Origin of the sequence: Paramagnetospirillum magneticum AMB-1 (genome assembly GCF_000009985.1) — a bacterium.
Classification (GTDB): Bacteria; Pseudomonadota; Alphaproteobacteria; order Rhodospirillales; family Magnetospirillaceae; genus Phaeospirillum; species Phaeospirillum magneticum.
Genome location: NC_007626.1, coordinates 3,255,820 through 3,272,493, shown reverse-complemented (window position 1 = coordinate 3,272,493; position 16,674 = coordinate 3,255,820). Strand labels below are relative to the sequence as shown.

Genomic DNA, 16,674 nt, shown 5'->3' with positions numbered 1-16,674 from the left:
AAGGAACAGCGTGAGCAGGGCCGTCTACCTCGATTACAACTCCGGCGCCCCCGTGCGCCCCGAGGTGGCGGCCGCCATGGTGGAGTCCCTGGCCGAGCCGGGCAACCCGTCCTCGGTTCATGCTTTCGGTCGTGCGGCCCGCGCCCGGGTCGAGGCGGCCAGGCGGCAATTGGCCGGGCTGGTGGGCGCCGATCCCGCCGGCATCGTCTTCACCTCGGGCGGCACCGAGGCCAATGCCCTGGCGCTTCGCGGCTGTGGCCGGTCCCGCCAGCTGGTGTCGGCCGTCGAGCATCCCTCTGTCCTTGATGCCGCCGCCGAGGCCGAGCGGATTCCCGTCACCCGGGACGGAATCGTCGATCTGGGCGCCCTGGAAAGCCTGCTGGCGGCCAATACCCGCCCGGCGCTGGTGTCGCTGATGCTGGCCAACAACGAGACCGGAATCGTCCAGCCGGTGGCCGAAGCGGCTCGCATCATTCATGCGCATGGCGCATGGCTTCATTGCGATGCCGCCCAGGCCATGGGGCGAATCCCGGTCTCCCTTCGGGACTTGGGGGCGGATATCCTGACGGTTTCCGGCCATAAGATGGGTGGGCCCGCGGGGGCGGGAGCCTTGATCCTGGCGGAATCCGGCCGGACACTGGCACCGATCTTGCTGGGCGGAGGCCAGGAACGCCGCCGCCGGGCCGGAACGGAAAACGTGGCCGGCATCGTCGGCCTGGGGGTCGCCGCCCAACTGGCGGGGGATGATTTGGCTGGCGCCGACACCACATGTGGTGTGGGTGCCTTGCGAGACCGTCTGGAACAAGGCGCCCTGCGTCTGGTTCCCGACGCAGCGGTGATCGGGGACGGCGCGCCCCGTCTGCCCAACACCACCTGCCTGGTTCTGCCGGGCGTGGAGGGGCGGACGCAGGTGATGGCGCTGGACCTGGCGGGCGTGGCGGTCAGCGCCGGCGCGGCCTGTTCCTCGGGCAAGGTTGGTCCCAGTCACGTGCTGGCGGCCATGGGCCTGGAGGAGCGGGTCAAGGGATCGGCCATCCGGGTCAGCCTGGGCTGGTCCTCGCGCCCGGAGGATGTGGATGCGTTCCTGGCGGCCTGGGTCGGTCTGGCCCGCCACAAGGGATTGAAGGTTTCTGAGGCCGCCTGAGGCGGCCTGAATGACAAACGAAGATGTAAGGGATCGATGCAAATGACAGCTCTCGGCAAGACGACCCGCCCCAGCCTGCCCCGCGCCCCGGGGGCGCCGGTCTATCTGGACTATCAGGCGACGACGCCTTGCGATCCGCGGGTGGTCGAGGTCATGCTGCCCTGGTTCACCGAGAAATTCGGCAACCCCCATTCGCGCAACCACCGTTACGGCTGGGAAGCCGAGGAAGCGGTGGAGAAGGCCCGCGAGCAGATCGCCGACATCATCGGCGCCGATTCCAAGGAGGTGATCTTCACCTCGGGCGCCACCGAGTCCAACAATCTGGCCATCAAGGGCGTCGCCCATTTCTACAAGGAAAAGAAGAACCACATCGTCACCGTGGTGACCGAGCACAAATGCGTGCTCGACACCTGCCGCTACCTGGAACAGGAAGGCTTTGCGGTGACCTATTTGCCGGTCAAGGCCGACGGGCTGATCGATCTGGCCGAGCTGGAGGCCGCCATCACCGACCAGACGGTCATCGTCTCGGTCATGGCGGTCAACAACGAGATCGGCGTGATCCAGCCCCTGGCCGAGATCGGCGCCCTGTGCCGCAAGAAGGGTGCCTTCTTTCATACCGACTGTGCCCAAGCGGTAGGCAAGATCCCGCTGGACGTAAACGCCATGAACATCGACCTGATGAGCATCTCGGGTCACAAGCTGTATGGCCCCAAGGGCATCGGTGCCCTGTACGTCCGCCGCCGCCCGCGCGTCCGGCTGGTGCCGCTGATCACCGGCGGCGGCCAGGAGCGCGGCATGCGCTCGGGCACCCTGGCCACCCCGCTCTGTGTGGGCTTCGGCGAGGCCTGCGCCATCGCCAAGGCCGAGATGGGCGCCGAGAACGAGCGCCTGATGGGCCTGCGCAACCGCCTCCTGGGCGGGTTGAGGCAGCGCCTGCCGGAAATCTACGTCAACGGCGATCTGGATCACCGCATCCCCGGCAACCTCAACATCTCGTTCGCCTTCGTCGAGGGCGAGGGGCTGATGATGGGGGTCAAGGAACTGGCGGTGTCGTCGGGGTCGGCCTGCACCTCGGCCTCGCTGGAGCCCTCCTACGTGCTGCGCGCCCTGGGCGTCGACGTGGAGATGGCTCATACGTCGTTGCGCTTCGGCCTGGGCCGCTTCACCACCGACGAGGACATCGAATTCGCCATCGACCATATCACCGAGGCGGTCGAGCACTTGCGGGCCATGAGCCCGCTGTGGGACATGCATCTGGAAGGCGTCGATCTCAAGTCCATCGAATGGGCTGAGCATTGAGGAAAAGGATGGGCATTTCGGTACCGAAATGCCTTAGAATGATTCCGAGCTAAGGCTCGGCCGGACTTTTGGAGGACGTTATGGCTTACAGCGACAAGGTTATCGACCACTACGAGCATCCCCGCAACGTGGGTGCCCTGGACAAGGACGATTCCGCGGTCGGCACCGGTCTGGTGGGCGCGCCCGCCTGCGGCGACGTGATGAAGCTGCAGATCAAGGTCAGCGCCGAAGGCATCATCGAGGACGCCAAGTTCAAGACCTTCGGTTGCGGCTCGGCGATCGCCTCCAGCTCCTTGGTGACCGAGTGGGTGAAGGGCAAGACCCTGGACGAAGCGGCCAGCATCAAGAACACCGACATCGCCCATGAACTGGCCCTGCCGCCGGTCAAGATCCATTGTTCGGTGTTGGCCGAGGATGCTATCAAGGCCGCCATCGCCGACTACAAGAAGAAGTCGGGCTGACGGCTCCGGACGGTTTGACGAGAAGAGGGGAAGACCATGGCACCTGCTCCCATGACCATCACCGACGCCGCCGCCGAGCGGGTCAAGGTCCTGCTGGAAAAACGCGGCAAGCCCAGCGTGGGCATCCGCATCGGCGTGCGCTCCAAGGGCTGCTCGGGCATGTCCTACACCCTGGAATACGCCGACGAGAAGACTCAGTTCGACGAGATCCTCGAAGACAAGGGCGTCACCGTCCTGATCGATCCCAAGGCGACCATGTTCATCCTGGGAACCGAGATGGACTTCGTCGAGGACAAGATGCAGTCGGGCTTCGTCTTCAAGAACCCCAACGAAAAGGGCCGGTGCGGCTGCGGCGAATCCTTCCACGTCTGAGCCCCGCCCCGTTAAAGTGAAGAAGGAACCGGAGAGGACGATGAACGCCCCCGCCGCCGCCCAGATCGTTTCCTGTTGGTCCTGCAAGGGGCCGGTGGCGACGCGTGCCCTGTTCTGTTCGGTGTGTGGCGCCGTGCAGGGGCCGGGCAATATCGACCACTTCTCGCGCCTTGGCATCCCGCCGTCCTTCGACCTGGACCTGGACGCCCTGCAGCACCAGTATTTCGGCTTCCAGAAACGTCTGCATCCCGACCGCTTCGCCTCCAAGTCCCCCAAGGAGAAGGCGCTGTCGCAATCCCAGGCCACGTCACTGAACGAGGCCTACGAGACGCTGAAGGATCCCCTGAAGCGCGCCGCCTATCTTCTGAACCACCTGGGCCATCCGGTGGACCTTACCGCCTGCGGCACCATCAACGACCGCGAGTTGCTGATGGAGCAGATGGAAAAGCGCGAAGCCCTGGCCGAGGCCTCCACGCCGGAGGAGATCGCCAAGCTGGCCATGGCGGCGGAATCCGAGGTCATCGCCTGCCAGTGCCACATCTCGGCCGCCATCAACGCCGCCGATCTGGAAGAGGCGGGTCACCTGACCATCCGCCTCAAATATCTCGCCAAGCTGGCCGAAGAGGCCCGCGCCAAGAAGACCCGTGCCCTCAGACTGCCCTCTTAAGACAAGGTTGCCCTAAGCATGCTGCTGCAGCTCCATGAACCCGGCGAGAGCCCGGCACCTCACGAATCCGAACGCGGCCTGGCGGTCGGCATTGACCTGGGTACCACCAATTCCGTGGTGGCGCTGGCCCGGGACGGCGAGACCGAGGTGCTGCGCGATGCCGAGGGCAAGGGGCTGATCCCCTCCGTGGTCTATTACGCCGACGACGGCGAGGTCACCGTGGGTTCCGACGCCCGGCGGATGATCCTGGAAGCCCCCGATCACGTGGTCAGCTCGGTCAAGCGCCTGATGGGCCGCGGCACCGAGGACCTCAAGACCCTGGCCGGCACGCTGCCTTATACCCTGGACGTGGCCGCCGACGGCGGCATGGTGCGCCTCAAGGTCGCCGGCCGCACCCTGACCCCGGTGGAGGTCTCCGCCGACATCCTGCGTGCCGTCAAGGCCCGCGCCGAGGAAGCCCAGGGCAAGAGCGTCGACCGCGCCGTGGTCACCGTCCCCGCCTATTTCGACGACGCCGCCCGCACGGCAACCAAGGACGCCGCCCGCCTGGCCGGGCTGGAGGTGCTGCGCCTGGTCAACGAGCCCACGGCGGCCGCCCTGGCCTATGGCCTGGACAATGCCGCCGAGGGGCTTTACGCCGTTTACGATCTGGGTGGCGGAACCTTCGACATCTCGATCCTGCGCATGGAAAAGGGCGTGTTCCAGGTCAAGTCCACCGGCGGCGACGCCGCCCTGGGCGGCGACGACATCGACCATGCCATCGCCGAGCGCTTCCTGGCCGAGCGCACCAAGGAGCACGGCGCCGAGACCATCACGGCGGGCGAGGCCAAGCAGGCCCTGGCCGCCGCCCGCGTCGCCAAGGAATGCCTGTCGGGCCGCGCCAATGGCGACTGGATGATCGAGGTGGACGGCAAGCCCTCCAAGCACGCCATGACCCGCGACGAGTTGGAGGCCCTGGCCGCTCCCTGGGTGGACAAGACCATGGGCATCTGCCGCTCGGTGATCGAGGATGCCGGCATCGAGGTGGGCGAAATCCAGGGCGTGGTGCTGGTGGGCGGCTCGACCCGCATGCCGCTGGTACGCCGCAAGGTCAAGGAGCTGTTCGGCCGCGAACCCCTGGCCGACATCAATCCGGACGAGGTGGTGGCCGTGGGCGCCGCCCTGCAGGCCGAGGCCCTGACCATCGGCTCGGACACCCTGTTGCTGGACGTGACGCCGCTGAGCCTCGGCATCGAGACTATGGGCGGCATCGTGGAAAAGGTCATTCCGCGCAACACCCCCATTCCCGTGGCCATGGCCCAGGAATTCACCACCTATCAGGACGGCCAGACCGCCATGGCCATCCACGTGCTCCAGGGCGAGCGCGAGATGGTCGACCAGAACCGCTCGCTGGCCCGCTTCGTGCTGCGCGGCATTCCCAACATGGCGGCGGGCGCCGCCCGTATCCGCGTCACCTTCACGGTGGACGCCGACGGCCTGCTCACCGTCAGCGCCAGCGAGGCGACGACCGGTGTGGAACAGCAGGTGGCGGTGAAGCCGTCCTATGGCCTGACCGAGGACGAAATGGCCAATATGCTGCGCGATTCCCTGGTCAACGCCAAGGATGACATGGAATCCCGCCTGTTCGCCGAGACCGCTGTCGAGGCCCGCCGCTCGGTGCTGGCGGTGCAGGCGGCGCTGGGTGCTGATTCTGACCTCTTGTCTGAAGCCGAGCGAAAGGCTATCGATGCAGCCATCGCCGGTGTGGATGCCGCCATCGCCTCCGGTGACCGCGACGCCGTGACGGCCGCGTCGGAAGCGCTGGAGACCGCCACCAAGACCTTCGCCGAACGGCGGATGGACCGTGGCATCCGCGCCGCCCTGGCCGGCATGGCGGTGGATAAGCTCGATGACGCCCTGAGTGGCGACTGATACGTAAGGAATTCCGGTTCATGCCCAAGATGACGTTCATCGCCCCCGACGGCACCCGCCAGGAAGTCGAAGCCGCCGAAGGGCTGTCGGTTCTGGAAGTGGCCCATCGCGCCAAGATCGAGCTGGAAGGCGCCTGTGAAGGCTCGCTGGCCTGTTCCACCTGCCACATCGTGGTGGCCAAGGAATGGTACGACAAGCTGTCGCCCGCCACCGAGGACGAGGAAGACATGCTGGATCTGGCCTTCGGCCTGACCGCTACCTCGCGGCTGGGCTGCCAGATCATCATGAGCAAGGAGCTGGACGGCCTGGTGGTCACCCTGCCGGCCGCCACCCGCAACATGATGGTCGACAAGAAGTAGGGAGCGGCTGGCGATGAAGTGGACCGACACCCTCGACATCGCCATCGCCCTGGAAGAAGCGCATCCTGACGCCGACAACGTCAATTTGCGCTTCACCGACCTGCACCGATGGGTCTGCGATCTGCCCGGCTTTGCCGATGATCCCGCCAAGTCCAACGAGAAGATTCTCGAGGCCATTCAGATGGCCTGGATCGATGAGCGGGATTAGCGCAGACTTCTCCCCATGAATCCCTTCGCCCTGCTGCCTCCTGTCGATCTGGCCGCCTTTGGCGCTTTCCTGGCGCTATGGGTCGGATACACCGTCATGGCCGACCGCCTGACCGCCGACGGCCATACCCTGCTGGCGGCGACGGCGCGGCTCCGGCACACCTGGATGCGCAATATGTGCGACCGGGAGGTCCGGGTGGCCGACAGCGCCCTGCTGGGCAATCTGATGCGGAGCGTCTCGTTCTTCGCCTCGGCCTCCATCCTGATCCTCGGTGGTCTGGTGGCCCTGCTGGGAGCGGGTGAGCGGGCCTATGCGGTGGTCCAGGACCTGCCCCTGGTCGCCGAATCCCCAAGAGGTGTCTTCGAGACCAAGGTGGTGCTGCTGGCCGGCGTGTTCGTCTACGCCTTTTTCCAGATCACCTGGTCGCTGCGGCAGTTCAATTACTGCTGCGTCCTGCTGGGCGCGGCGCCGAACGCCGATGCGGCGCCCGCGGTCAAGGACACCTACGCGGAGAACGCCGCCCGGCTCAACGCCCTGGCCGCCCACAGCTTCAATCGGGGCCTGCGCGGCTATTACTTCGCCCTGGCGCTGATGACCTGGTTCATCCACGCCGGAGCCATGGTGGCGGCCACCGCCGTGGTGGTGGCGGTGCTGTATCGCCGGGAATTCCGCTCCAAGACCCTGCGGGCGCTCAACGCGGCGGTGCCGCCGACCTGATTGGGCTGTCGCCCAAGCCCACTCGGGGCGATGCCCCGAACCCCCTTCTGATTTTATCAATGGGGTTTGGGGCCCGCGGCCCCAAGCGGGTATGGGCGGCAGCCCGTCTATTCCACCAATGAAATCTTGATATTGGCCGCCTGCATCAGCTCCTTCTTGGGCTGGCGCAGGGGCTTGACGGCCACCAGATCGACGGTCATCTCGGTCACCACGTTGCGCAGGGCATCGACCTGTTCGAGGATCTGGGCGGGCATCTGGCCGGCGAAGCGCCGCCGGGGGACGGCATAGGTCACCAGCTCGGGCTGCCAGTCGCCGCGATAGCCGTAATCGGCCCGCCAGTACCAGGGCTGGGAGAAATAGCCGAAGCTGCGGGCGAAATAGGGCTTCACATGGGTGGGATCGGTCCAGGCGTCGTCATGGGCGCCGTGGGGGACGCGAATCTGCATCTTGGCCCCCGGCCTGGCGATGCGCCACAGCTCCTGCATCAGCGGCAGGGGATCGGGAATGTGCTCGATCAGGTGCGACAGCAGGAACTCGTCCACGCTGTTGTCCTCGAAGGGCAGGGGGGTCTTGGCGCATTGGGACAAATCGGTGACCACGTCCACGCCGGGCAGCGCCATGGCATCCAGGTTGATCCAGCCTTCGCGGACGTCGCGGCCACAGCCGAGGTTGAGCTTGCGCGGTGAATCCGACTTCTTTTTCGCGGCCATGGGACCAGTCCAGACAGGGAGGATATGACCGCCCAGTTCTACAGGCACTACGGCCCCGTTGCAACGCGCCCCGGCCATCCCCTACAAGGAGAGGCATGAACACTTTGGACATCGACAAGCCCCCGTCCTCCACCCGCGTGGTGGTCGCCATGTCGGGCGGGGTGGATTCCTCGGCCGTGGCCGCGCTTCTGAAGGAGCAGGGCTACGACGTGGTCGGCGTGACGCTGCAGCTCTACGATCTGGCCACCAGCGGCATTGAGCCCGGCGCCTGCCGTCCGAACACCTGCTGCGCCGGCAAGGACATCCACGACGCCCGCGCCGTGGCCGACGCCCTGGGCATTCCCCACTATGTCCTCGATTTCGAGGAGACCTTCCGCCGCGACGTGGTCGAACGCTTCGCCCAGACCTATCTGGAGGCGCGGACGCCGGTGCCCTGCATCGAGTGCAACCGCACCGTCAAGTTCCGCGACCTGCTGGGCGTGGCCAAGGATCTGGGGGGCGACGCCCTGGCCACCGGCCATTACGTCCGCCGCCGCCCGGGCGTCGATGGCCCGGAATTGTGGACCGGCCGCGATCCGGGGCGTGACCAGAGCTATTTCCTGTTCGCCACCACCCGGGATCAGTTGGACTTCCTACGCTTTCCCTTGGGCGATATGGCGGGCAAGGAGGAGACGCGGGCCATCGCCGCGCGCCACCACCTGCCGGTCGCCGCCAAGCGCGACAGCCAGGACATCTGTTTCGTCCCCGACGGCGATTATGCCGCCCTGGTCACCCGCCTGCACCCCGACGCCGCCCGGCCGGGCGAGATCGTCGACACCGCAGGCAAGGTGCTGGGCCGCCACGGCGGGCTGATCCACTACACCATCGGCCAGCGCCGTGGCCTCGGCCTGGGGGGCGGCCCTCCGCTCTACGTGGTGGCGCTGGAGCCCGAAACCGGCCGGGTGGTGGTGGGCAGCCGCGAAGATCTGAACTGCCTCACCATCCAGGTGGAGGCGGTCAACTGGCTGGGCGGCGACGAGACCGAGTTGCGCGTGGCGGTCAAGGTGCGCTCCACCCGGCCCGCCGCGCCCGCCCTGCTGCGTCGCCTTTCCGGTGATCGCGCCCAGGTGATTCTCGACCACCCCGAACAGGGCGTGGCCCCCGGCCAGGCCTGTGTTTTCTACCAGGGAGAACGGGTCTTGGGCGGCGGTTGGATTTGCCCCTCGCGAGAGGCTTGACAGCAATCGCCGGGACCATTATACGAACCGCTCTCGACGCGATGGCGGGGTAGCTCAGCTGGTTAGAGCACGGGAATCATAATCCTGGGGTCGGGGGTTCAAGTCCCTCTCCCGCTACCACTCGCGAGACAGAAAAACGCCCGGCAGCTTAATGGCTTGCCGGGCGTTCTGTCTTTGGGGCTTTCTACCAGAGCATGCGGGCGGAGGCGATGACCTGTCCTGCGTTGTAGCTGGGACTGCCTTCGCCCGGCAGCACCACGGTGGCGGTGGAGGCGTTGGCGGTGGAGGCTGCGGCCTGGTTGTAGAGGTAGTCCTTGCTGCTGTAGCGCTCCCAAAGGCCGGAAAGGCCGAGGAACAGGCCGTCGCTGACCTGATATTCGCCGGAAAGCTTGAGGGAATTGAGCAGCGAGCGGGAATCGGGAAGGTTTGTGGCGGTGTTGGCCGCCGAAGCTGTTCCGGTGCCGCGCCACTGGCTGCCTTCCTCGAAGCTGGTGTTGCCGTAGGTCAGCACGTTGTCCAGGGTGATCTTCAGGGAGTCGCAGACCTTCCATTCCAGCCCGGCGCCCAGGGCGTGGGTGCTGTCGGTGTTGTGCAGCGTCCACAGCGTGCCGGTGGCGCTGGCATTCATCTTCATGCCGGTGAAGTTCTCCATGTAGGTGTAGAACAGGTGGGCGGTCACGCCCGGCCCGGCGGGGAACGAGGCGTCGCCGCCCAGGGACAGGATGTGGTTGTTGGTGACGCCGTAGAGGGTCTCGGGAAAGCGATCCTCGATCCAGCGGGCCGTGGTCCCCACTACCACGCCGTCGCCGAACACCGTGTTGAGATTGGCCTTGGCCTCGTCGCGGTCGCGGGCGGCGTAGGAAAAGATCTTCAGCCCGGACTCGGCGGTGACCGTGCGCCCCATCTCGTTCCAGCCGCGATTGCCCAGGAAGACCGTGGCCTGCCGGTTGGAATGGGCATAGCCCAGGGTGCCGGTCAGCCCCTCGGCCAGGGTGGACTGGACCCGGCCGCCATAGGTGCTTTCCTCGTTGCGGTTGGTGACCGAATCGCTGCGCAGGCTGTTGCGATAGGCGTAGTCGGCGGTGAGCTTGGTGGAGCGGGTCAGGCGATAGCCCACTTCCGCCTCGCCCTTCTGGTTGAAGAACGAATAGGCGGGGTTGGTGTGAATGCCGGTGTTGCCGTTGAAGACGGCGGTGCCGTCGGCGCGGTAGGGAGGCTTTTGCCAATAGGACGCGCTCATGTTGTCGCGGTCGTCGGCGGTATAGGCGGCGCGCAGGGTCCAGTCGGGCAGGGGGCGCGCCGTCATGACCACGTTGCCGTAGAGCGTCTGGATCATGCCGTCATAGGTGCTGGCGCCCAGGCGGGGGGCCTGCTCGTAATGCCGCGCGGCGAAGGCTTCGTTCTGAAGCTGCAGGCCGTAGCTGAGATTGGTGGCGATGCGGGTGGTGTCGGTGAGGTTCACCCCGAACTGCGCCTTGAGGCGATGCTCGGAATTGCTGGGCGGCAACGAATAGCGGGTGCCGTCATAGCCGGCATGGGTGGCCCCGATGAAAGGATCGCGGGTGACGTATTCGGCGATATTGTTGGTGAAGTTGGAAAAGACGTAGCTGATCTGTGCCTGCAGCGGCCGGGTGGTGTAGGCGGCATTCAGGGCGAAGCGGTCGGTGTCGTAGTTCACCGGCTCCAGGATGGAGGCGAAATTGCTGTTGGACAGGAACATCACCGAATTGGCCTTGGTGCCGTGCTTGTGTTCGTGGTCCAGCCGGGTGGTGAACTTCCATTCCTCCAGCCCGGTATAGGAAAAGGCGCCGCCCGCCCGGTCGCGCCTCGTGCCCACCTCCACCGCCGACAGGTACTGGTTGACGCGGGCCACCCCGGCGGCATTGGTCGAGGTGGCGTTGATGGAGGCCGGCGTCAGGCCGTTCAGCAACTGCCCCGAGCCATTGAACAGGGTGTGGTAGTTGTCGGCCTGGCGAAACACAATGCCGTCATAGTGAAGGCGCAGGTCCCACACCCCTTGCTGGCCCATTCGCACGGCGGCGGCGGCGTCGGGCGGCAGGGCGTTGGAGCGGAAATCGACGTTCTCGCCATCGGCCTTGAGGTAGAAGGTGCCGCCGCCCTCGGCGGCGTCGCGCTGCTGCAGGTGGAACCAGCCGCCGCCGAAGACGCCGCTTTCTGGCGTGCCGCCAAAACGGTTGAAGGCCGCCGAGCCCCCCCGTTGCGCCCCCACATGGACGCCGGCCTCGTTCATGGGCACCGGCTTCTTGGCGGGCGACACGGCGGGGGCCTCGTCGATGTCGAACTCGTCGGCCTGGGCGGTTGCCGTCAGGGTGCAGAAAGCCGCCAGGGCGCCGCTGCGCAGGATCTTCACAAACATCATTCCGTCCCCCGGAAAAGTGCAAATGAGACGTAATCGCAATTGATGGGCTGAAAGAAGGCCCCGGCTCGCGCCACCGGGGCCTTGTGCTTCAGCGGGTCAGCATGCCTCCCGAGGGGGCATTGGAGCCGTGGACCTTGGAGTGGCAATTGGAGCAGCCCCGGGCCAGCAGCATGTTGTAGGTGCCAACACCGCCGGCGCCGGGCAATTGCTGGCCGCCCGAGACCATGGCGTCGTGATTGGCGCGGCTGGTCTGGTGGCAGGTCATGCAGATGAACGGCTGGCGCTGCTTCAGCAGGCTGGATTGGGGCGAGCCGTGGGATTGGTGGCAGGTGCTGCAATCCTCGCGCACCGGCTGGTGCTCCCACAGGAACGGCCCGCGCTGTTCCGGGTGGCAGGCGTAGCAGGTCTCGTTGAGGGTGAACTCCTTGAGCAGCTTCGGCCCGCCCGAGCCGTGGGTGTTGTGGCAGTCCGAGCAGGTGACCTTGCCCTCGCGGATGGGATGGTGCGAGGCCTGCAGGCTTTCCGCCCGCTCCTGGTTGTGGCAGGTGAAGCAGACCTGGGGCTCGGTCTTCTTGGCCATGACCGGGTCCGAGCGCACATGCGAGGCATGGCAATCGGTGCAGGCCACGTCGTTGCGCTGGTGGGTGCTGCCCTTCCAGTTGATGTGCTCGCCGCCGTTATGGCAGTTGGAGCAGACCTGGTTGCGCTTTTCCACCGGCGACAGGAACTCGCCCTTGAACACCACGTCGGTCGGCGGGCGCTTTTCGCCCTTGGGCGGGCGGGCGTCGTTGTGGCGGGGGCTGGCGCCATGGCAGCCCTCGCAGGCGTGCTGCGCCATGGGAGTGTGCTTGTCCCCCTTCACCCCGTGGGGGGTGAACAGGATGGTGCGGTCCCTGGTTTCGCCGTGGCACTTGATGCAGGTGGCCTCGCCGTCGGCCGACCATTCGGGGGCCGAGGCGATCTGGGGCCAAGCCGGCGAAATCCAGGCGGCCAGCAGCAGGATCGCCGCCAGGGCCGCCCAGGGGAGGAGACGGGCCAGCCTCATTGCTTCACCGCCATGAAATCGGCGGCGCCGGACCCCAGCGCCAGGGTGTACTCATAAGACGTGTGGTGGAAGCGCTTGGCGCTGTGGCCCACATGGACGCTGATGCCGAAGGAATAGGTCTTTCCCGGCGCCAGGGCGCGATAGGGGGCCGGGGCGGCCAGCGGGCGGCTCAGCACCACCACCCAGCCGCCGTCAGCGGCCTGGGTCGCTTCGGCGCTGACCTGGGCGGGCTTCAGTTCCTGGCGGCGGTCGAAGATGATGCCGCCGCCGGCCACCGGCTTGGCGCCGGGATTCAGCTTGGCCTGCCACCATTCCTGGATGTAGCCGGTCTCGGTCAGCCTGGCCAGGTCCTCGGGGGATTTTCAGCAGGTCGCCGCCGCCCTGGCGGCTCAGCTTGGCCCGGCTTTTCATCAGGTACTTGGTGCGCTCGGACCCGCCCGCCGCGGGCATGGAGGCGTTGTCCTCGTGGCAGCTGGCCCAGCAGCCGGCCCGCACGCCCTCGGGGACCGCGGCATCGTTGAAGATGAAGGCCAGCTTGGTGGCGAACTCGGCGTCCATTTTGGTGTTGGGCGAGGCCGGCTCCTTGAACTCGAAGCGGGCGTAAAGCCGCTGGTCGTCATAGGCGAAGCGGGTGTTGACCACCACATGGCCGGGGAACGAGGCGATGGCGTTGGGCTCGGCCTTCTTGCCCGATACCATCAGGGCGCCCTGGGTCTTTTCCTGGTTCTTGTGGCACTCGATGCAGTTCTGCCCCGCCTTGAACTTGGCGGCGGCGCTGTGGTCGGCTTCGGTCAGGTTCCACTCCCACGAGGTCTGGCCGGGATACAGCAAGACCACCTCGCGGCCCGGCACCTTGGCCCAATCCACGGCCAGGGCGGGGGCGGCGGACAGCAGGGCCGCGACGGCGGAAGTAAGGCTAATAAGTCGCATTCTCATCATAATTCGCTCCAAATCCCCAAGCCGGCCTCCGGTCACCCCCCGAAGGCCCGCGCCTTTCGCTTTCGCCACCACTGGACCGGGGCGGTGCCCAGGTGGTGAATCAGGTACATCAAGAGGGCGATGGCCAGTACGGTGTGGACCACCGCAACCCAGGCGATGCCGTTGACCTTCTGCGGCTCCTGGGGCAGCAGGACCGGCCATAGGAAGGCCAGACCGGTGACCACCAGGGCCGGCATCAGGACGAACATCACCATTCCTTCGGCATTGGCCCGCCAGCGGCGGCGGAACAGCGCGGTCAGGCCCAGGAAGGCGCCATAGGCGGCGACCAGGGTCAGGCCCGACCATTTGTGCAGGCCGAACGCCCATTCCAGACGCAGCAGCGCCGCCGGGGTCCCGGCGAAATGCAGGAACAGCCCGGTGACGGCCAGCACGCTCATCAGCACGGCATTGGCGCGGTGCCAGAGGCGGAAGGCCCCGGCGCGGATCTCGCTTCGCCGCGTCTCGGCGGCCAGGGCCTCGGCGCCGTCCTCGCCCAGGGTGCGGGCCAGGATGCGGGCGGTGAGCGCGGCGCACTGGCCGCAGCCGCTGCACGCCCTGGTCCGGGCGGTGACCTGCTCCAGGCTGGTCAGGCCGTGCTCGGCGATGGCGGCGACGATGGCGCCCTTGGTCACGCCGTTGCAATGGCAGACCACGGCGTCGTCGGGCAGGTTCTCCAGGGGATCGGCGGCGGCGCACTGGCCGGAAATTCGCCCCAGGCACAAATTGCCGGCGCAGAGATGGCCGACGTCGTCGCCGTCGCACAGCCATTGCCAGACGCGGGCGCTGTCCTCCACGTCGCCATAGAGCACGGCGCCCACCAGCCGTCCCCGGCGCAGCACCAGCTTCTTGTAGATGCTCTGGCCGGGATCGTGGTGGATCAGTTCGCGGTCGTCATCGTTGGCGGCGGCGGGCTCGCCGGCCGAGAACAGGGCGATGCCGGGAATCTTGAGGCGGGTCGACAGCGAGGGGGGCGTGAAAAGACGCTCGCCCTCGCCCCCCGTCAGATGGTGGGCGCAGACCCGGGCCATGTCCCACAGCGGCATGACCAGACCATAGCACTGGCCGTCATGCTCGACGCATTCTCCCACCGCGAAGATATCCGGGGCCGAACTGCGCATCCGGGCATCCACCGTGATGCCGCGCCCCACCTCCAGCCCGGCCTGACGCGCCAGGTCGGTGTTGGGGCGGATGCCCACCGCCATCACCACCAGATCGGCGGCGATGGTGCGGCCGTCGGACAGGGTGACGGCCTCGACCCTTTCGCGGCCCTCCAGCCGGGCCGCCTGGGCCGAGGTCAGGCAGGCGATGCCGTGGCGTTCCAGGTCGTGGCGCAGCATTGCGGCCGCCACCTCGTCCAACTGGCGTTCCATCAGCCAGGGAGTGAGGTGGATGACCGTCACCGCCATGCCCTGGCGGCGCAGGCCCCAGGCGGCCTCCAGGCCCAGCACGCCACCGCCCACCACCACGGCGCGGCGATGGCGTCCCGCCGACGCCAGCATGGCCTGGACGTCGCCGATGGTGCGAAAGCCGTAGACGCCCTCCAGTCCGGCCCCGGGCAGGGCGGGCATCAGCGGCCGGGCGCCGGTGGCCAGCAGCAGGCGGTCCCACGCGACCACGTGGCCCGAGGCGGTGCTCACCCGGCGGTGCTCCGGGTCGATGGACACCACCGGATCGCCGGTGCGCAAGGCGATGCCGCGCTCGGCATACCAGCCGGGGGGATGGGTGACGATGTCGCCCACCTGCTTGTCGCCGGCCAGCACCGACGACAGGAGGATGCGGTTGTAATTGCCGTGGGGCTCGGCCCCCAGCACCGTGATGTGGAAGCGATCGGGCGCCAGCGCCAGAATCTCCTCGACGGTGCGCAGCGCGGCCATGCCGTTGCCCACCACCACCAGTCGCTGGCGGTGGAGAGGGGGAGAGACCTGGGCGGGCGTTGCTGTCATGTCTTCCTCCGGCGCACAAAGCGGACCAGCACCACCAGGGCGGTCAGCGACAACGCTCCCAAGCCGCCCCAGTCGATCCATCGGTTACGGTTGGCGCCGAGCACATAGACCTCGCGCAGCAGGGCGGCATTGGCGAAGCCATCCGTTTCCCCGGGCTGGTCGATGAGCATGGGCTTGTACAGGCGGCGGCCCAGTTCGCCTTGCTCGGCGTGGCAGGATTCGCACTGGCGAACCGCCTTGTCCTTGCCCTGCACCTCGTGGGACAGGGCCATGTCGGCCACCGGGCTGTGGCAATCGACACAGCGAACGTGATCGAGATGCAGGGCCAGTTCGGGCAGCCAGTCATGCACCTTGCTCATCTCGGGCCGCCGGGTCTCGGGCTTCATCAGGGCGAGATAACGCCGGTCGTCGTCGTGGCAGGCCAGACATTGATGATTGTCCTGGCGTGACGCAGCCTGGGCGGAGGGCAGCTTGGCCGCCTTGCGCATGGTGTGGGAATCGTGACAGGACAGGCAGGTGAACTTGGCCGTGTGGTCCTTGAAGTGCTTGCTGGCCTTGAACTCCGGGACGATGGCTTTGGCCGGCTGCTGGTGGCAGGGCTCGCAGCCCTTGATCTGCGCCTTGGCGTTGGGCAGGTGGGGATAGGGGACATAGGCCTCGGAATGACAATCCTTGCAGGCCATCTTGCCGTGATCGGAGGCCTCGAAGCGCGGATGGTCGACCAGCAGCTTGGCCAGCAGCGCCATGTCCATGCCCTGGCGCGGAGGATTTTTCAGCCCGGCCTCGCTGTGACAGGACAGGCAGTCGGCATTCCAGGCCTTAATCTTGCCCGGCAGCTCCGGGTCCTTTTCCTCCAGCCCGAATTCATCGGCCTCCGCAGCCCGCGCCGGTTCCCACGGCGCGCCCAACGGCATGCCGAGGGCCAGCAGGACGAGGCACAGCACCAGGGCGTGGCGGGGAAAAGAGAGGACCGACAGGATGAGGCTCCGGGCTGGCGGCCCGTCGCGGTGTCGCTTCGGGCGCGGAAAGTCCGGCCATCAGTAATGAGAATGCGAATCGATCGCAACATAAATTTGGAGGATCTCCGGCATGGCGCCACGGCGTGCTCGGTGGCTGCAACCATGGGCAGTCAAGGCGATGCCCGGCCGGTCAGGGACGTGCCGGCCGCCTCATCAGGTTCTCGCGATTGGGGCAGAGATGGCTCCGCTTGGAGACCATGTCTCCAAACCTGTCCACTATTCATGCTGGTCGGCGCTTGACCTG

At 66.9% G+C, this 16,674-nt stretch carries 17 protein-coding genes and 1 tRNA gene; 11 read left to right on the top strand and 7 right to left on the bottom strand.

All coding sequences use genetic code 11. The features are described 5' to 3' along the window. Positions 1 to 10 precede the first annotated feature (10 nt). The 9 genes from AMB_RS15260 (at position 11) to AMB_RS15220 (ending at position 7,138) form a co-directional block, all read left to right on the top strand. Positions 11 to 1,144: a cysteine desulfurase family protein gene (locus AMB_RS15260; RefSeq protein ID WP_011385405.1), complete on the top strand. Its 1,134-nt coding sequence runs from the start codon at positions 11 to 13 to the stop codon at positions 1,142 to 1,144. Positions 1,145 to 1,186: 42 nt separating this feature from the next. Beyond that, entirely contained in the window at positions 1,187 to 2,443 is a 1,257-nt protein-coding gene (locus AMB_RS15255) for an IscS subfamily cysteine desulfurase (protein WP_050750732.1), read from the top strand. An 80-nt stretch (positions 2,444 to 2,523) separates the two neighbouring features. Then, positions 2,524 to 2,904, top strand: a complete 381-nt coding sequence (iscU, locus tag AMB_RS15250) for a Fe-S cluster assembly scaffold IscU (RefSeq protein WP_011385403.1) — start codon at positions 2,524 to 2,526, stop codon at positions 2,902 to 2,904. Between the two features lie 36 nt (positions 2,905 to 2,940). Further along, positions 2,941 to 3,276: a HesB/IscA family protein gene (locus AMB_RS15245; RefSeq protein WP_011385402.1), complete on the top strand. Its 336-nt coding sequence runs from the start codon at positions 2,941 to 2,943 to the stop codon at positions 3,274 to 3,276. A 40-nt stretch (positions 3,277 to 3,316) separates the two neighbouring features. Further along, the gene (hscB, locus tag AMB_RS15240) at positions 3,317 to 3,943 is read left to right on the top strand and encodes a Fe-S protein assembly co-chaperone HscB (protein WP_011385401.1); all 627 of its coding nucleotides are present in this window, start codon (positions 3,317 to 3,319) and stop codon (positions 3,941 to 3,943) included. A gap of 18 nt (positions 3,944 to 3,961) precedes the next feature. Continuing rightward, a complete protein-coding gene (gene hscA / locus AMB_RS15235) occupies positions 3,962 to 5,854 on the top strand; it encodes a Fe-S protein assembly chaperone HscA (protein WP_011385400.1) in 1,893 nt (630 codons plus the stop codon). A gap of 20 nt (positions 5,855 to 5,874) precedes the next feature. Further along, positions 5,875 to 6,213, top strand: coding sequence for a ferredoxin family 2Fe-2S iron-sulfur cluster binding protein (locus AMB_RS15230; protein ID WP_011385399.1), 339 nt, complete (start codon positions 5,875 to 5,877; stop codon positions 6,211 to 6,213). A gap of 7 nt (positions 6,214 to 6,220) precedes the next feature. Then, a complete protein-coding gene (gene iscX / locus AMB_RS15225) occupies positions 6,221 to 6,421 on the top strand; it encodes a Fe-S cluster assembly protein IscX (RefSeq protein WP_173361917.1) in 201 nt (66 codons plus the stop codon). Positions 6,422 to 6,436: 15 nt separating this feature from the next. Then, entirely contained in the window at positions 6,437 to 7,138 is a 702-nt protein-coding gene (locus AMB_RS15220) for a DUF599 domain-containing protein (RefSeq protein WP_011385397.1), read from the top strand. A gap of 107 nt (positions 7,139 to 7,245) precedes the next feature. Here the strand turns inward: AMB_RS15220 and AMB_RS15215 are convergent, their stop codons facing one another. Next, positions 7,246 to 7,848: a class I SAM-dependent methyltransferase gene (locus tag AMB_RS15215; protein WP_043744724.1), complete on the bottom strand. Its 603-nt coding sequence runs from the start codon at positions 7,846 to 7,848 to the stop codon at positions 7,246 to 7,248. Positions 7,849 to 7,943: 95 nt separating this feature from the next. Here AMB_RS15215 and mnmA point away from each other — a divergent pair, with 95 nt between their 5' ends. Further along, positions 7,944 to 9,065 (top strand): tRNA 2-thiouridine(34) synthase MnmA, encoded by a 1,122-nt coding sequence (gene mnmA, locus AMB_RS15210; RefSeq protein ID WP_011385395.1) that lies wholly within the window; start codon positions 7,944 to 7,946, stop codon positions 9,063 to 9,065. A 43-nt stretch (positions 9,066 to 9,108) separates the two neighbouring features. After that, positions 9,109 to 9,185, top strand: a tRNA-Met gene (locus AMB_RS15205). A gap of 64 nt (positions 9,186 to 9,249) precedes the next feature. Here the strand turns inward: AMB_RS15205 and AMB_RS15200 are convergent. The 6 genes from AMB_RS15200 to AMB_RS25305 form a co-directional block, all read right to left on the bottom strand. After that, entirely contained in the window at positions 9,250 to 11,445 is a 2,196-nt protein-coding gene (locus AMB_RS15200; RefSeq protein WP_011385394.1) for an MtrB/PioB family decaheme-associated outer membrane protein, read from the bottom strand. Between the two features lie 88 nt (positions 11,446 to 11,533). Then, positions 11,534 to 12,490 carry a DmsE family decaheme c-type cytochrome gene (locus tag AMB_RS15195; RefSeq protein ID WP_011385393.1) on the bottom strand — a complete coding sequence of 319 codons (957 nt, stop codon included), beginning with the start codon at positions 12,488 to 12,490 and terminating at the stop codon, positions 11,534 to 11,536. Next, entirely contained in the window at positions 12,487 to 12,765 is a 279-nt protein-coding gene (locus tag AMB_RS26500) for an ethylbenzene dehydrogenase-related protein (protein WP_043744721.1), read from the bottom strand. Before AMB_RS26500 ends, AMB_RS15195 begins: the two co-directional genes overlap by 4 nt. Beyond that, on the bottom strand, positions 12,683 to 13,420 hold the full coding sequence (locus tag AMB_RS15185) for an ethylbenzene dehydrogenase-related protein (RefSeq protein WP_043744718.1): 738 nt from the start codon (positions 13,418 to 13,420) through the stop codon (positions 12,683 to 12,685). The genes AMB_RS26500 and AMB_RS15185 overlap by 83 nt, the downstream gene beginning before the upstream one ends. Before the next feature lie 41 nt (positions 13,421 to 13,461). Continuing rightward, positions 13,462 to 15,411 carry an FAD-dependent oxidoreductase gene (locus AMB_RS15180; RefSeq protein ID WP_011385390.1) on the bottom strand — a complete coding sequence of 650 codons (1,950 nt, stop codon included), beginning with the start codon at positions 15,409 to 15,411 and terminating at the stop codon, positions 13,462 to 13,464. Then, positions 15,408 to 16,355: a cytochrome c3 family protein gene (locus AMB_RS25305; protein WP_043744716.1), complete on the bottom strand. Its 948-nt coding sequence runs from the start codon at positions 16,353 to 16,355 to the stop codon at positions 15,408 to 15,410. Before AMB_RS25305 ends, AMB_RS15180 begins: the two co-directional genes overlap by 4 nt. Positions 16,356 to 16,674: the final 319 nt, after the last annotated feature.